Source organism: Salmonella sp. 32120201201600049SM (genome assembly GCF_017572835.1).
Lineage (GTDB): Bacteria > Pseudomonadota > Gammaproteobacteria > Enterobacterales > Enterobacteriaceae > Salmonella > Salmonella enterica.
Genome location: NZ_JAGESA010000014.1, coordinates 1 through 14039 on the forward strand (window position 1 = coordinate 1; position 14039 = coordinate 14039).

General features: G+C 52.3%; 11 protein-coding genes and 1 rRNA gene. 3 read left to right on the top strand and 9 right to left on the bottom strand.

The window, feature by feature from the left end; all coding sequences use genetic code 11:
* The 5 genes from J4650_RS20350 to pepQ all read right to left on the bottom strand — a co-directional run.
* Positions 1 to 110, bottom strand: a 16S ribosomal RNA gene (locus J4650_RS20350); the annotation flags it as partial.
* Between the two features lie 377 nt (positions 111 to 487).
* Positions 488 to 1033: a menaquinone-dependent protoporphyrinogen IX dehydrogenase gene (gene hemG, locus J4650_RS20355; RefSeq protein WP_000853982.1), complete on the bottom strand. Its 546-nt coding sequence runs from the start codon at positions 1031 to 1033 to the stop codon at positions 488 to 490.
* An 11-nt stretch (positions 1034 to 1044) separates the two neighbouring features.
* The gene (gene trkH / locus J4650_RS20360; protein WP_000545688.1) at positions 1045 to 2496 is read right to left on the bottom strand and encodes a Trk system potassium transporter TrkH; all 1452 of its coding nucleotides are present in this window, start codon (positions 2494 to 2496) and stop codon (positions 1045 to 1047) included.
* 38 nt (positions 2497 to 2534) lie between these two features.
* Entirely contained in the window at positions 2535 to 3149 is a 615-nt protein-coding gene (locus tag J4650_RS20365) for an IMPACT family protein (RefSeq protein ID WP_000378897.1), read from the bottom strand.
* Positions 3149 to 4480, bottom strand: a complete 1332-nt coding sequence (pepQ, locus tag J4650_RS20370) for a Xaa-Pro dipeptidase (protein ID WP_000444529.1) — start codon at positions 4478 to 4480, stop codon at positions 3149 to 3151. Before pepQ ends, J4650_RS20365 begins: the two co-directional genes overlap by 1 nt.
* A gap of 189 nt (positions 4481 to 4669) precedes the next feature.
* On the opposite strand from pepQ, the gene fadB reads away from it, so the two are divergent.
* Both fadB and fadA read left to right on the top strand, forming a co-directional pair.
* Positions 4670 to 6859: a fatty acid oxidation complex subunit alpha FadB gene (fadB, locus tag J4650_RS20375; RefSeq protein WP_023993649.1), complete on the top strand. Its 2190-nt coding sequence runs from the start codon at positions 4670 to 4672 to the stop codon at positions 6857 to 6859.
* 9 nt (positions 6860 to 6868) lie between these two features.
* Entirely contained in the window at positions 6869 to 8032 is a 1164-nt protein-coding gene (fadA, locus tag J4650_RS20380) for an acetyl-CoA C-acyltransferase FadA (RefSeq protein WP_000438778.1), read from the top strand.
* Positions 8033 to 8228: 196 nt separating this feature from the next.
* On the opposite strand, the gene J4650_RS20385 is transcribed toward fadA, so the two are convergent.
* The 3 genes from J4650_RS20385 to ubiD all read right to left on the bottom strand — a co-directional run bounded on the left by J4650_RS20385 (position 8229) and on the right by ubiD (position 12571).
* Positions 8229 to 10052 carry an aryl-sulfate sulfotransferase gene (locus J4650_RS20385; protein WP_000669902.1) on the bottom strand — a complete coding sequence of 608 codons (1824 nt, stop codon included), beginning with the start codon at positions 10050 to 10052 and terminating at the stop codon, positions 8229 to 8231.
* Between the two features lie 253 nt (positions 10053 to 10305).
* The gene (fre, locus tag J4650_RS20390; RefSeq protein WP_000209831.1) at positions 10306 to 11007 is read right to left on the bottom strand and encodes an NAD(P)H-flavin reductase; all 702 of its coding nucleotides are present in this window, start codon (positions 11005 to 11007) and stop codon (positions 10306 to 10308) included.
* An 85-nt stretch (positions 11008 to 11092) separates the two neighbouring features.
* Entirely contained in the window at positions 11093 to 12571 is a 1479-nt protein-coding gene (gene ubiD, locus J4650_RS20395; RefSeq protein ID WP_000339760.1) for a 4-hydroxy-3-polyprenylbenzoate decarboxylase, read from the bottom strand.
* 185 nt (positions 12572 to 12756) lie between these two features.
* Here ubiD and rfaH point away from each other — a divergent pair, with 185 nt between their 5' ends.
* Positions 12757 to 13245, top strand: coding sequence for a transcription/translation regulatory transformer protein RfaH (rfaH, locus tag J4650_RS20400; RefSeq protein ID WP_001192410.1), 489 nt, complete (start codon positions 12757 to 12759; stop codon positions 13243 to 13245).
* Between the two features lie 7 nt (positions 13246 to 13252).
* On the opposite strand, the gene tatD is transcribed toward rfaH, so the two are convergent.
* The gene (gene tatD / locus J4650_RS20405) at positions 13253 to 14035 is read right to left on the bottom strand and encodes a 3'-5' ssDNA/RNA exonuclease TatD (protein WP_000459643.1); all 783 of its coding nucleotides are present in this window, start codon (positions 14033 to 14035) and stop codon (positions 13253 to 13255) included.
* Positions 14036 to 14039 lie beyond the last annotated feature (4 nt).

A 14039-nucleotide genomic window follows, 5' to 3' on the forward strand; every position in this document is an offset into this window, starting at 1 on the left:
GTCCGCCACTCGTCAGCAAAGCAGCAAGCTGCTTCCTGTTACCGTTCGACTTGCATGTGTTAGGCCTGCCGCCAGCGTTCAATCTGAGCCATGATCAAACTCTTCAATTTAAAAGTTTGATGCTCAATGAATTAAACTTCGTAATGAATTACGTGTTCACTCTTGAGACTTGGTATTCATTTTTCGTCCGAGGACGTTAAGAATCCGTATCTTCGAGTGCCCACACAGATTGTCTGATAAATTGTTAAAGAGCAGTGCCGCTTCGCTTTTTCTCAGCGGCGCGGGGTGTGCATATTACGCTTTCCCGCTTCAGAGTCAAGCGTTTATTTTCGCTTTTCTCCGTGAGGTTCTGGTCTGAACCCCGCTGACCCGGCGGCCTGTGTGCCGTTGTTCCGTGTCAGTGGTGGCGCATTATAGGGAGTTATTTCTGCCTGACAAGAGGAAATTTAAAATAATTTTCTGAGTGCGCACTTTTTATTCTTTGCGTTTATTTTGCCGACGATTTGTTGGTTAAATGGGCTATTTCACGGGCAAAGTGCGCAACCTGCTCCCAGTCGGTGTACACCACTTCTTTACTGGTATCCGTTTCGCCGCCCGACATCTTCATAATAAGCTTGATCATCAGACGGTCATACCAGCGATAACGGGGATAGCGAAGCGCGCCTGCAATGACGGCACAGTAGTCAGGTCGCCACGGAGAGCTCATTAAAAACTTCCGCGCGTAGCTGTTAGTCTGCGGCGTCCGTTTTTCAGCTTTACGCGCCACCAGGTTAACGGAATAAAAGGCGCTCGGCATTCCGTTCAACCGCGTGGCGTATTTCTTAACAAACTCCTGAAAGGCGCTGTGGTAATGACCATAACGAATAGACGCGCCAATCACTACGCGATCATAGCTATCCCAGTCAGGCTCTTCTGCGCGATGCAGATTAACGACATCGGCCCAGATCCCCATCTCTTTGAGTTCAGAAGCCAGATAAGAGGCAATTTCGCGCGTTTGTCCGTCCCGGGTAGAGAAAAGAATCAATGTTTTCACGTGTTACTCCATTATTCACGCCAGAAAGTCGGGGTAAAAAGTACCAGCAAAGTGAATACTTCCAGACGACCAAATAGCATGTTGGCGATGAGTATCCATTTCGCAACCGGATTCATACTGGCGAAGTTATCAGCAACCACCCCCAGCCCCGGTCCCAGGTTATTAAGCGTAGCCACTACCGAGGCGAAAGCCGAGAAATCATCTACGCCTGTAGCGATAATGGCCAGCATACTGACGATAAATACCAGCGCGTAGGCAGAAAAGAATCCCCAGACGGCTTCCAGAATACGCTCTGGCAGCGCCCGGTTCCCCAGCTTAATACTGTAAACGGCATTCGGATGCACCAGACGTTTGAGTTCGCGGTTCCCCTGTTTAAACAACAACAGAATACGGATGACCTTTAACCCCCCGCCCGTTGACCCGGCGCAACCGCCAATAAACGCGGAACATAGCAGCAAGACGGGCAAAAACAGCGGCCAGCGCGCAATGCTGTCCGTGGTAAACCCCGCCGTTGTCGCCATCGACACGACCTGGAAGAACGCCTGATTTAGCGTTGTCAGCGCCGAGTCGTAGATATTATGGAACCACAGTACCAGCGTGCAGATCACCACCAGCGTCAACTGTACGCCGATGAACATGCGGAATTCCGGATCGCGCCAGTATACCTTCAGGCTACGCCCGCTTAATAAAGAGAAATGCAGGCCATAGTTACAACCGGAGATCAGCAGGAAAATAGCGATGATGGTATTAATAGTGGGACTATCAAAATAGCCTACGCTGGCGTCATGCGTTGAGAAGCCGCCGATAGCGATAGTGGAGAAGCTGTGTCCGATAGCGTCAAACGCGGGCATCCCTGCAAACCATAGCGCCAGCGCGCAGGCTACCGTTAGCAAGACATAGATAAGCCACAGCGTTTTCGCCGTCTCGGCAATACGCGGGCGCATTTTGTTATCTTTCAGCGGCCCCGGCATTTCCGCCCGATAGAGCTGCATCCCCCCGACGCCGAGGATAGGGAGAATCGCCACCGCCAGCACAATGATCCCCATACCGCCAAACCATTGCAGCATCTGACGATAAAAGAGAATGGCGTGCGGTAATGAATCCAGCCCCACCAGCGTAGTGGCGCCCGTGGTGGTTAGCCCGGAGAACGATTCAAAAAAAGCATCGGTAATGGTGAGGTTTGGGCTTTCCGAGAAAATAAACGGCAGCGCACCCACGCTGCCCAGCACGGTCCAGAACAACACCACGATAAGAAATCCTTCGCGGGATTTCAGCTCGCCCTTTTCCCTACGGTTTGGCCACCACAGTATGGAACCGATCGCCAGCGCGACAAAAAAGGTCTGCGTGAACGCTCTTCCTGCGCCATCACGATATATTAGCGCTACCAGTCCCGGGAGAATCATTGTCCCCGAAAATAAGATAACCAGTAGTCCAACGATTCGGGTAATGGCGCGAAAATGCATCTCTGCCGCTTCCTTTATTCTTAAAAATGAGGTGGGGATTATTCTTCAATCGCTAACAATTGCAATGAACCACGGCTAAAATCCGCCAGTTTTGTGGAAAATGCATTCACATGAGCAAAAGGAAGCGCCACCCTGAGCCGAACAGACGCCTGATAATCGCTGGAAACGATCTTCCCGGCAAACTGTCCTAATAATGCTTCGATTCCGGCCAACTGACCGTACTCACACTGCAAAGTATATTCGGTTAATGGCGTCTTGCGTTGTGTGGCAAGCTGACGTAATGCCTGATTCACACCGCCGCCATAGGCTTTTACCAGCCCGCCCGTACCCAGCAGAATACCACCATAGTAGCGCACGACGACGGCGGTAATCTCTCCGACGCCGCTGCCCATCAATTGCGCAAGCATCGGCTTGCCTGCCGTTCCCGCCGGTTCGCCGTCGTCTGAAAAGCCCAGTTGCTGTGAGTCGTCCGGCGCCCCCGCCACCCACGCCACACAATGGTGGCGCGCATCAGGGTGCTCAGCTCTGACTGACTCAACAAACGCTTTCGCCGCGTCTACGCCATCGGTATGCGCCAATAGCGTAATAAAGCGGCTTTTTTTGATCTCTTCAACAACGGTGACCGGCGCTGCAGGGATTAACCAACTGTCCATTACGCCAGTTTTAAATCCCGCGTCATGTTTTCCACGCCGTTTTCGTGGATGACCACGTTATCTTCAATGCGAATACCGCCGAAAGGCTTGAGCGCTTCAATTTTCTGCCAGTTGAAGTGCTTGCTGAACGGCCCTTCGCGCCACGGCGCTAACAGCGATTCGATGAAGTAAATCCCCGGTTCGATGGTCAACACCATTCGCGGCTGTAACACACGCGTGCAGCGCAGATACGGGTATTTGGACGGCGCGGCGAGATGCGTACCGGAATCATCCTGCATAAACCCGGCCACATCGTGTACCTGCAGACCCAACGGATGACCAATACCGTGCGGCATAAACGGCCCGGTGAGATCATTTTCCACCATCGCCTCTTCACTCATGTCGGTAATGATTTGATGTTTACGCAGCAGCTTCGCGATGCGCTGATGGAACTGAATATGATAATCCACATAGCTGACGCCCGCCTTCATGGTAGCGATCAGCGCCAACTGTTCGTCGTTAACATCTTTCACCAGGTGGGCGTAGTCGTTATCGCTTTTCGCCGACCAGGTCCGCGTCAGATCCGCCGCGTAGCCGTTGTATTCCGCGCCCGCATCCAGCAGGAAACTGCGCATTTCAGACGGTGCCTGATGATCCAGTTTCGTGTAATGCAGCACGGCGGCATGTTCGTTCAGCGCCACAATGTTGCTGTACGGAACATCGGTATCGCGATGTCCCGTGGCGGTCAGGTACGCCAGGTTGATGTCAAACTCGCTCATGCCGGAACGGAAGGCCTCTTCCGCCGCCCGATGACCGCTCACCGCCATTTTCTGCGCTTCGCGCATACAGGCCAGTTCATAATCCGTTTTATAGGCGCGGTAGTAATGCAGATAGTCGATAACACCTTTCGGGTTGATGTTGCTGGCGGCGATATCCAATTGTAGCGCGCGCTCAGGAACCGGGCCGATATAGCCGATATTGCCACGCGCGGCAGGCAGTTGGCTGCCGATGCCATCCGCTTTCGGTAAGGCGACGACCTCGACTTCTTCTGTCCAGAAGGACGTTGGCAGCGGTTCAACGTTATGCCAGTAATCGACCGGCAGATAAAACCACAATTTGGGTTTGTTGACGCCATCGACCAACAGCCAGCAATTTGGAACCTGAGTTACCGGCACCCACGCTTTAAACTGCGGATTGACCTTAAACGGATAAGGGTGATCGTCGAGAAAGACGTTGAAAAGCTCGCCGGAATGAATAAGTAACGCATCCAGCTTAAAGCGCGCCAGAACATCGCGCGTCCGTTCTTGTAAGGTAACAATATGATTTTTATAGAGCGCGGCCAGTGATTCCATTTTTTACCCTTCTGTTTTTTTGACCTCAAGTTCCCGCATCTTAGCACATTGCCCCACGAGAGCGTGATCTCTGCCGAGCGTGATCACATCGGCATTTCTTTAATCATTTATTTGCATTTTATTAACACAAAATACACACTTCGCTTCATCTGGTACGACCAGATCACCTTGTGGATTCAGGAGACTGACATGCTTTATAAAGGCGACACCCTGTACCTCGACTGGCTGGAAGATGGCATCGCCGAACTGGTGTTCGATGCTCCAGGCTCGGTCAATAAACTCGACACCGCAACCGTCGCCAGCCTCGGCCAGGCGCTTGAGGTGCTGGAAAAGCAACACGATTTAAAAGGGCTGCTGCTGCGCTCGAATAAAGCGGCCTTTATTGTCGGCGCGGACATCACCGAATTTCTTTCACTGTTCCTCGTCCCCGAAGAGCAGTTAAGCCAATGGCTGCATTTCGCTAATAGCGTCTTTAACCGTCTGGAAGATTTACCCGTACCGACCCTTGCCGCCGTAAACGGCTATGCGCTGGGCGGCGGGTGCGAATGCGTGCTGGCCACCGATTACCGTCTGGCGACGCCAGACCTCCGTATCGGTCTGCCGGAAACTAAACTGGGTATCATGCCGGGTTTCGGCGGCTCCGTTCGTCTGCCGCGTATGCTGGGCGCAGACAGCGCGCTGGAGATCATCGCGGCAGGTAAAGATGTCGGTGCAGAGCACGCGCTGAAAATCGGCCTTGTGGACGGCGTGGTCAAACAAGAGAAGCTAATTGAAGGCGCGATAGCGGTGTTACGCCAGGCCATTACCGGCGATCTCGACTGGAGAGCTAAACGCCAGCCGAAACTGGAGCCGTTGAAACTCAGTAAGATTGAAGCAGCGATGAGCTTTACCATCGCTAAAGGCATGGTCGCACAAACGGCGGGTAAACATTATCCGGCGCCGATGACCGCAGTGAAAACCATTGAAGCCGCCGCGCGTTTTGGTCGTGAAGAAGCGCTGAATCTGGAAAATAAAAGCTTTGTTCCGCTGGCGCATACCAATGAAGCTCGTGCGCTGGTCGGTATCTTCCTCAACGATCAATATGTAAAAGGTAAAGCCAAAAAGCTGACCAAAGATATTGAGACGCCGAAACAGGCAGCCGTACTGGGCGCGGGCATTATGGGCGGCGGTATCGCTTACCAGTCGGCCTGGAAAGGCGTACCGGCCATCATGAAAGATATCAACGATAAATCGTTGAACCTCGGCATGACCGAAGCGGCCAAGCTGCTGAACAAACAGCTGGAGCGCGGCAAGATCGACGGTCTGAAGCTGGCGAGCGTCATTTCGACCATCCACCCGACTCTCGATTATGCCGGTTTCGATCGCGTAGATGTTGTTGTCGAAGCGGTAGTCGAAAATCCGAAAGTGAAAAAAGCGGTACTGGCGGAAACCGAAGATAAGGTACGTCCGGACACCGTACTGGCTTCGAATACCTCAACCATTCCAATCAACGAACTGGCCAGCGTGCTCAAACGCCCGGAAAACTTCTGTGGCATGCACTTCTTTAACCCGGTGCACCGCATGCCGCTGGTTGAGATCATTCGCGGCGAGAAAAGCTCAGATGAAACCATTGCCAAAGTCGTCGCCTGGGCCAGCAAAATGGGCAAAACGCCGATCGTGGTCAACGACTGCCCCGGTTTCTTCGTCAACCGCGTGCTGTTCCCCTACTTTGCCGGCTTCAGCCAGCTGCTGCGCGACGGCGCGGATTTCCGCAAAGTCGATAAAGTGATGGAAAAACAGTTCGGCTGGCCGATGGGCCCGGCCTATCTGCTCGACGTGGTGGGTATTGATACCGCCCACCACGCGCAGGCGGTAATGGCGGCAGGCTTCCCGCAACGGATGCAGAAAGAGTATCGCGACGCGATCGACGCATTGTTTGACGCCAGCCGTTTTGGGCAAAAAAACGGTCTGGGCTTCTGGCGCTATAAAGAAGACAGCAAGGGTAAGCCGAAGAAAGAAGAAGATGCCGCGGTGGATGACCTGCTGGCAAGCGTCAGCCAGCCGAAACGCGACTTCAGCGACGACGAGATAATCGCCCGTATGATGATCCCGATGATTAACGAAGTGGTTCGCTGTCTGGAAGAAGGCATTATCGCAAGCCCGGCGGAAGCCGATATGGCGCTGGTCTACGGCCTGGGCTTCCCTCCGTTCCACGGCGGCGCATTCCGCTGGCTGGATACACAGGGCAGCGCGAAATATCTTGATATGGCGCAGCAGTATCAACACCTCGGCCCGCTGTATGAAGTGCCGGAAGGGCTGCGTGATAAAGCGCGCCATAACGAACCGTATTATCCCCCGGTTGAACCAGCCCGTCCGGTTGGTTCTCTGAAAACGGCTTAAGGAGTCACAATGGAACAGGTTGTCATTGTCGATGCTATTCGCACCCCGATGGGCCGTTCGAAGGGCGGCGCGTTTCGCAACGTGCGGGCAGAAGATCTCTCCGCCCACTTAATGCGTAGCCTGCTGGCGCGTAATCCGTCGCTTACAGCGGCCACCCTCGATGATATTTACTGGGGCTGCGTACAACAAACGCTGGAGCAAGGCTTCAACATTGCCCGTAACGCCGCGCTGCTGGCAGAAATTCCCCATTCGGTACCGGCGGTCACCGTCAACCGTCTGTGTGGTTCCTCGATGCAGGCGTTACACGATGCAGCGCGAATGATCATGACCGGCGATGCGCAGGTTTGTCTGGTTGGCGGCGTGGAGCATATGGGGCACGTGCCGATGAGCCACGGCGTGGATTTTCACCCGGGTCTGAGTCGCAACGTCGCCAAAGCGGCAGGGATGATGGGGCTAACGGCGGAAATGCTCTCCCGCCTGCACGGCATTAGCCGGGAAATGCAGGACCAGTTCGCCGCGCGTTCTCACGCTCGCGCCTGGGCCGCCACGCAGTCTGGCGCATTCAAAACGGAGATTATCCCGACTGGCGGTCATGATGCAGACGGCGTGTTGAAGCAGTTTAACTACGATGAAGTGATCCGCCCGGAAACCACGGTCGAAGCGCTATCAACGCTGCGTCCGGCATTTGATCCGGTTAGTGGCACGGTCACGGCGGGCACCTCATCCGCGCTTTCCGATGGCGCAGCCGCCATGCTGGTAATGAGCGAAAGTCGTGCCCGTGAGCTGGGCCTGAAACCTCGCGCCCGTATTCGCTCAATGGCAGTGGTGGGTTGTGATCCGTCAATTATGGGTTACGGGCCGGTTCCGGCGTCAAAACTGGCGTTGAAAAAAGCGGGACTGTCAGCCAGCGATATCGATGTGTTTGAGATGAACGAAGCGTTTGCCGCACAGATCCTGCCATGCATTAAGGATCTGGGATTGATGGAGCAGATAGACGAGAAGATCAACCTCAACGGCGGCGCGATCGCGCTTGGTCATCCGCTCGGCTGCTCCGGAGCACGTATCAGCACCACGCTTATCAACCTGATGGAGCGCAAAGACGCGCAGTTTGGTCTGGCGACGATGTGTATTGGTCTGGGTCAGGGCATCGCCACGGTGTTTGAGCGGGTTTAATCAAAGATAATATCCCCTAAATAACTCGCATTGCAGCGCAGCGGCAACTGAGCGAATCCCCGGGCACATAGATAACTATGTGCCCGGGATGAGCAAAGGCAGCCAACAAAGAGGCTGCGCGAATTATGACGGGAAACAGTTTAGTTGCCGTTTTTCCCGCCCGTCAGGGGCGGGTTTTTTCACCGTATGGCCCGCTCTACTCAGTAAGCGCTTTGGTCAGGCTAAATGGCATAGCCTGATATCCACGCGCACCATGTATTTGCATTTCAACCGCAGGCTCTTTTTCTCCCCATTTGAACTCTTCCAGATACGGATTAGGCAAGCTAGTAAATGCGCCTACCGATAAATCAAACGCACCACCTGCTGTTGCGGAATACACGAACACAGAATTCTTGTCAGTCTGGTACTCGGTGATAGAGGTTACCGGGCTAAACCACTCGTTCCCGCGCTCTTTACCGTATTGCCAGATCTGTTGGACTGTCTTGTTTTTCTGGTCGATTTTGTAAATCACGGAGCGGCTGTATTTCATACTCTGCATAGCAGGCTGTTCTAAGCCGCGGCCATCGCCATTGTCGAAAGCGGAAAGGTATAAGATATCGCCTTTACTCTTACTATCAATTTTAAAGGCCGTATGTTGCGTCCATGTCCAGTCGAAGTCACCCTCGCAGCCACTGTCCTGGCAGGTGATTTTTTGGCCTTTGCTATCCACAGGCGTCAGAATTGCGGCATTAAATGGCGCTTTCCAGCCAGCAGGCGTACCCAGTATCCACTTCACTTTCTTATCGCGGCCGATTTTGATAATCGCACTCTGGTGGCGGGAGCTGATGATGATGGAATCATCTTCACTGTCATAGTCGACGCTGTTGACATGCGCCCAGTTGCGGCCAGCCCCACTACCCACGATATCCCCGAATTTGTCGGAGGAGTCCAGCGCCGCCAGATCTTCTTCGCTCAACGTATGGCCGGACTGGCTGGCGTCGATATTCAGGCACACAGCGCCCTGATCGAGGGTTTTCATTATCACATCACGATAAGGATCGAGGATATCAAACAGACGCCATTCATCCACTACCACGCCGTTCTGATCAACTTCGGCAATCACATCACGCACGGTACGAACATTTTTCCCATCAGGACGTTTATAGTTAGAGCTGGCTACACGCAGGAAGTAGTGACCGTTGGCCGCGTTATCCATTGAGTGTGAAAAATCGTTATAATTATCCGGCAGGCGGCGGTTAAAGATTTCACGCCCCATGATATCGTATTTCACATAACGCTGACCGTAGCCCCACGATAGTGCGCCATCCTGGTTTTGTTTAAAGCCCATCATAACGCCAGCACGATAAATTGACTTTAAATCATAAATTGAACTTGGATTCATAAACCAACGAATATCACCGGAGGTGTCGATAATAGCGTTAGCTGTAGTGAAGTTCCATTCTAATGCACCCCCAGTAGGGTTGTTCCAGACAGTACGCGTTCCATTCCCAGACTTATCTTTCGTATTATTCAAAAGATACAAGCGATCTTTAAATTCTGGGGAAACCTTTTTAACATCGATAGTAAAGAGTGCTGATTGTTCTTCTTTTGTACCCGCTGATTCAATATAGGCAGGCGGTGCATACATTTTATAGCTTTCTTTTACATTTTCGGTTTTACTACCCTGGATCCTTGTATATTCAACTTCAACGGTATTGACATAATCCGGGTAAAGACCAAAGACGGGAATACCGCCATACGTTAAAAGGTATTTATTATTAACTTTATACGCGATCTCCTGGCCATTTTCTTTGGGTACAATCCGTACATGCACGTCACGTAACTGGTAACCGCCATTACGAATAACGGCGGTTAGCGGCGCGATATCATAGGGGTTCATAACAACTTCGCCAATTTTTCCCTGGACCTGATAGTCCACTTTAGCGCCGCTGGCGCCGCCGATGGCGAAAGCAGTAGAAGGTACTGATGACAAAATTGCAACAGATAATGCGAGAGAAGTTAAAGCATATTTAAATTTCATAACACTCTCCATCTTATAAATAAATAACTAACTTTCCATTTTATGTTTCTTTTATAAAAATAAATGAAGCATATATAATTAACTATTTTTATTGATAGCCTCAGGACATAATATTACTTAATTTATTACACGCAATACAAAGCCTGTAGATATTCAATATCATAACGTTTTATAGTTGACGATTAATTAATATTTAAGAGGACTTTTAGGTAGGCTAACGTAAAAAGGGACGCTACTGCGTCCCATAAAATAGTTAAATAAATGCGAACGCATCGCCAAACAGACGATCTTCCCGCGCGTTACGCTCATGACAGAACAGATCGCGGGCGATTTTCGCCATCTCAAAACGTCCGGCAATATAAATATCGTGCCCCGCCAGCGTACCATAATCCTGCAATACCGCCGTAAGTACCGTTCCTGTACGTCCACGCCAGCCTTCTTCCGGCTGCTCGACCACAGGTTCAATACGCAAATTCGGATGGTTAACAGAGAGTGCTTCCAGCTCAGAGAGATCATAGAGGTGCTTTTCTTCGCGACCGCCCCAGTAAATGGTAACATCGCGGGCCGGGTTGCGCGCTAACGCCGTCAACAGGATGGAGCGCACATAAGAAAAGCCCGTACCGCCCGCGATCAGAATCAATGGACGCTCTTCATCGTCACGTAGCCAGGCGTCGCCATGCGGAATATCGACGACGATTTCCCGGTCTTTCAGAATCCGATCCATGACCGCCATCGCATACAGATTGAGCTCGGAGGCGCCAATGTGTAATTCAATAAACCCTTTCTCGTCCGGCGTTGAAGCCATCGAAAACGGGCGTTTGTCACGCTCGTCCATTACGACCATCAAATACTGACCAGCGCGGAATGAAAACGCCGCGTCCGGCACTAAACGAACCCGATATACGGTATCGGTGATAGCTTCTACCGAGGTCACTTTACAGCTTAAGGTTGTCATGCGCTCCCTCTGTCGGGTGTCGGGTCAATACCGACATTTTTCAAGCCGAGTCGCCGCAGCCTGAAATGTCGATGTCCGCTTTCAGTTATTTAAAGATAGCCAGCTCATCCCAAATCGCATCAATACGCGCGGTAACTTCAGGATCTTTAACAATAGGACGACCCCACTCGCGTTGGGTTTCGCCCGGCCATTTGTTTGTGGCATCCAGCCCCATTTTTGAACCCAGCCCGGAGACCGGCGAGGCAAAATCCAGGTAGTCAATCGGCGTATTTTCAACCAGCACCGTATCCCGCGCAGGGTCCATACGGGTGGTAATCGCCCAGATCACATCATTCCAGTCGCGTGCGTTAACGTCATCATCGCAAACGATAACAAACTTCGTATACATAAACTGGCGCAAAAACGACCAGACGCCCATCATGACGCGTTTCGCATGACCAGCGTACTGCTTTTTCATCGTCACTACCGCCAGGCGGTAAGAACACCCTTCCGGCGGCAGATAAAAGTCGACGATTTCCGGAAACTGTTTTTGCAGAATAGGCACGAAGACTTCATTGAGCGCCACCCCTAATACCGCAGGCTCATCGGGCGGACGCCCGGTATAGGTGGAGTGATAGATGGCATCCTCACGCTGCGTAATATGCGTGACGGTAAAGACCGGAAAGTTATCCACTTCATTATAATAGCCCGTATGATCGCCATACGGTCCTTCCGGCGCCATCTCTCCCGGCTCAATGTAACCTTCAAGGATAATCTCGGCGCTGGCAGGCACTTCCAGATCGTTAGAAAGGCATTTAACCACTTCAGTTTTCGTGCCGCGCAGCAGGCCCGCAAAGGCATACTCCGACAGAGTATCGGGAACAGGAGTCACGGCGCCAAGTATCGTCGCCGGATCGGCGCCCAATGCGACGGAGACCGGGAAACGTTCACCCGGACGCGCGGCTAACCACTCCTGAAAATCCAGCGCGCCGCCTCGGTGAGACAGCCAGCGCATAATCAGCTTATTTTTACCTATCAACTGCTGACGATAAATGCCCAGGTTTTGCCGTTCTTTGTGCGGGCCACGCGTTACCGTCAGTCCCCAGGTAATCAGCGGCGCGGCGTCGTCCGGCCAACAGGTCATGACAGGAAGACGCGTTAAATCGACATCATCGCCAGACGCGATTTTCTGTTGGCAAGGCGCGCCGCGTAACCGTTTCGTCGGCATATTCAGCACTTGCTTAAACTGCGGCAGCTTGTCAAACAGATCGCGAAAGCCTTTCGGCGGCTCAGGTTCTTTCAGAAACGCTAATAATTTACCCACTTCCCGTAAGGCGGAAACATCATCCTGCCCCATGCCCATCGCCACGCGTTTTGGCGTGCCAAAAAGGTTGCACAGCACCGGCATGGCGTAACCTTTAGGATTTTCAAACAGCAACGCCGGTCCACCCGCACGCAGCGTGCGGTCAGCGATTTCCGTGATTTCCAGATGAGGATCCACAGGTAGCGTGATGCGTTTTAGTTCCCCCTGCTGCTCAAGTAGCGTCAGGAAGTCGCGTAAATCGTGATATTTCATGGCGTCCATTGTAGCCTCTTGGTAAGCGCATCATTATACGGCGTTCATCATCGGGATGCTGTATTTTTGTTAAATTAGCGTGAACTCTGGCAACCAACTCTAATCCAGATACGGCTTAAAGGATGAAGTGTATAATTAACTTCGCGCATGGCTTTTGCTATGCTTGCGCCCCGAACAAGCGGATAAGAGTCATTATGCAATCCTGGTATTTACTGTACTGCAAACGCGGGCAACTTCAGCGTGCTCAGGAACACCTCGAAAGACAAGCGGTAAGTTGCCTGACACCGATGATCACCCTGGAAAAAATGGTACGCGGAAAACGTACCTCCGTCAGCGAACCGCTCTTTCCTAATTATCTGTTCGTTGAATTTGATCCGGAAGTGATACATACCACTACAATCAACGCCACGCGCGGCGTCAGCCATTTTGTGCGCTTTGGCGCGCATCCTGCGATCGTGCCTTCCAGCGTTATTCATCAGCTTTCTATCTACAAGCCCGAAGGCGTTGTCGATCCTGAAACCCCCTATCCCGGCGATAGCGTCATCATCACGGAAGGCGCATTTGAAGGGCTGAAAGCGATTTTTACCGAACCGGATGGCGAAACGCGTTCGATGTTACTGCTTAATTTACTCAATAAAGAAGTGAAGCAGAGCGTAAAAAACACCGGTTTTCGCAAGATTTAGCTATCGTTCAGAATACGACCTCAAATAAGGTTCTGGCGTTGGCATCTGTCATCGCCGCTAACCATTGCGGATCTTCACCACGCCATAGCGCTATGCGCTCCAGGATGTGAGGCAGATACGCGGGCTCGTTGCGTCGTGACGTTGGGTTCGGCGTAAGATCGCGAGGCAACAGATACGGCGCGTCGGTTTCTATCAGTAGCTTTTCCGCTGGAATAAACGGTAAGAGTTCACGTAGCTCAAGTCCGCGTCGTTCGTCGCAAACCCACCCGGTAATACCGATATAGAGCCCTCTGTCCACACAGGCCTGCATTTGCTGGCGTGAACCGGTAAAGCAGTGCAGTATTGCACCAGGAAGACTATCCAGCCAGGGATCAAGCAATGCCAGAAATCGCTCATGCGCGTCCCGGCAGTGCATAAAGATTGGCATCTGCAATTCGGCGGCAATTTGTAGCTGCGCCTGAAAGGCACGCTCCTGCTCCTGCGGCGTGGAAAAATTGCGATTGAAATCCAGCCCGCACTCACCGATAGCGACGACTTCCGGCTGGTTCGCCAGCGCAATAATGGCGTCTTCAGACGCGGATGACCACTGACTGCTGTCATGGGGATGGACGCCAGCCGTCGACCAACAATGGGGGTAGCGCCGCGCCAGTTTTAACGCCTGCTGACTTTCATGGATGTTCGTTCCGGTCAGTAGCATACCTTTTACTCCTGCCGCAAACGCACGGGCGACCACATCATCACGATCTTTTGCAAACTGGCTACTGGTTAAATTAACGCCAATATCAAACATGCTT

Bases quoted from the DNA above. Each gene is read 5' to 3' on its own strand.
- tatD (WP_000459643.1), bottom strand. From the start codon at position 14,035: ATGTTTGATATTGGCGTTAATTTAACCAGTAGCCAGTTTGCAAAAGAT.
- pepQ (WP_000444529.1), bottom strand. From the start codon at position 4,480: ATGGAATCACTGGCCGCGCTCTATAAAAATCATATTGTTACCTTACAA.
- fre (WP_000209831.1), bottom strand. From the start codon at position 11,007: ATGACAACCTTAAGCTGTAAAGTGACCTCGGTAGAAGCTATCACCGAT.
- fadB (WP_023993649.1), top strand. From the start codon at position 4,670: ATGCTTTATAAAGGCGACACCCTGTACCTCGACTGGCTGGAAGATGGC.
- ubiD (WP_000339760.1), bottom strand. From the start codon at position 12,571: ATGGACGCCATGAAATATCACGATTTACGCGACTTCCTGACGCTACTT.
- J4650_RS20365 (WP_000378897.1), bottom strand. From the start codon at position 3,149: ATGGACAGTTGGTTAATCCCTGCAGCGCCGGTCACCGTTGTTGAAGAG.
- fadA (WP_000438778.1), top strand. From the start codon at position 6,869: ATGGAACAGGTTGTCATTGTCGATGCTATTCGCACCCCGATGGGCCGT.
- J4650_RS20385 (WP_000669902.1), bottom strand. From the start codon at position 10,052: ATGAAATTTAAATATGCTTTAACTTCTCTCGCATTATCTGTTGCAATT.
- trkH (WP_000545688.1), bottom strand. From the start codon at position 2,496: ATGCATTTTCGCGCCATTACCCGAATCGTTGGACTACTGGTTATCTTA.
- rfaH (WP_001192410.1), top strand. From the start codon at position 12,757: ATGCAATCCTGGTATTTACTGTACTGCAAACGCGGGCAACTTCAGCGT.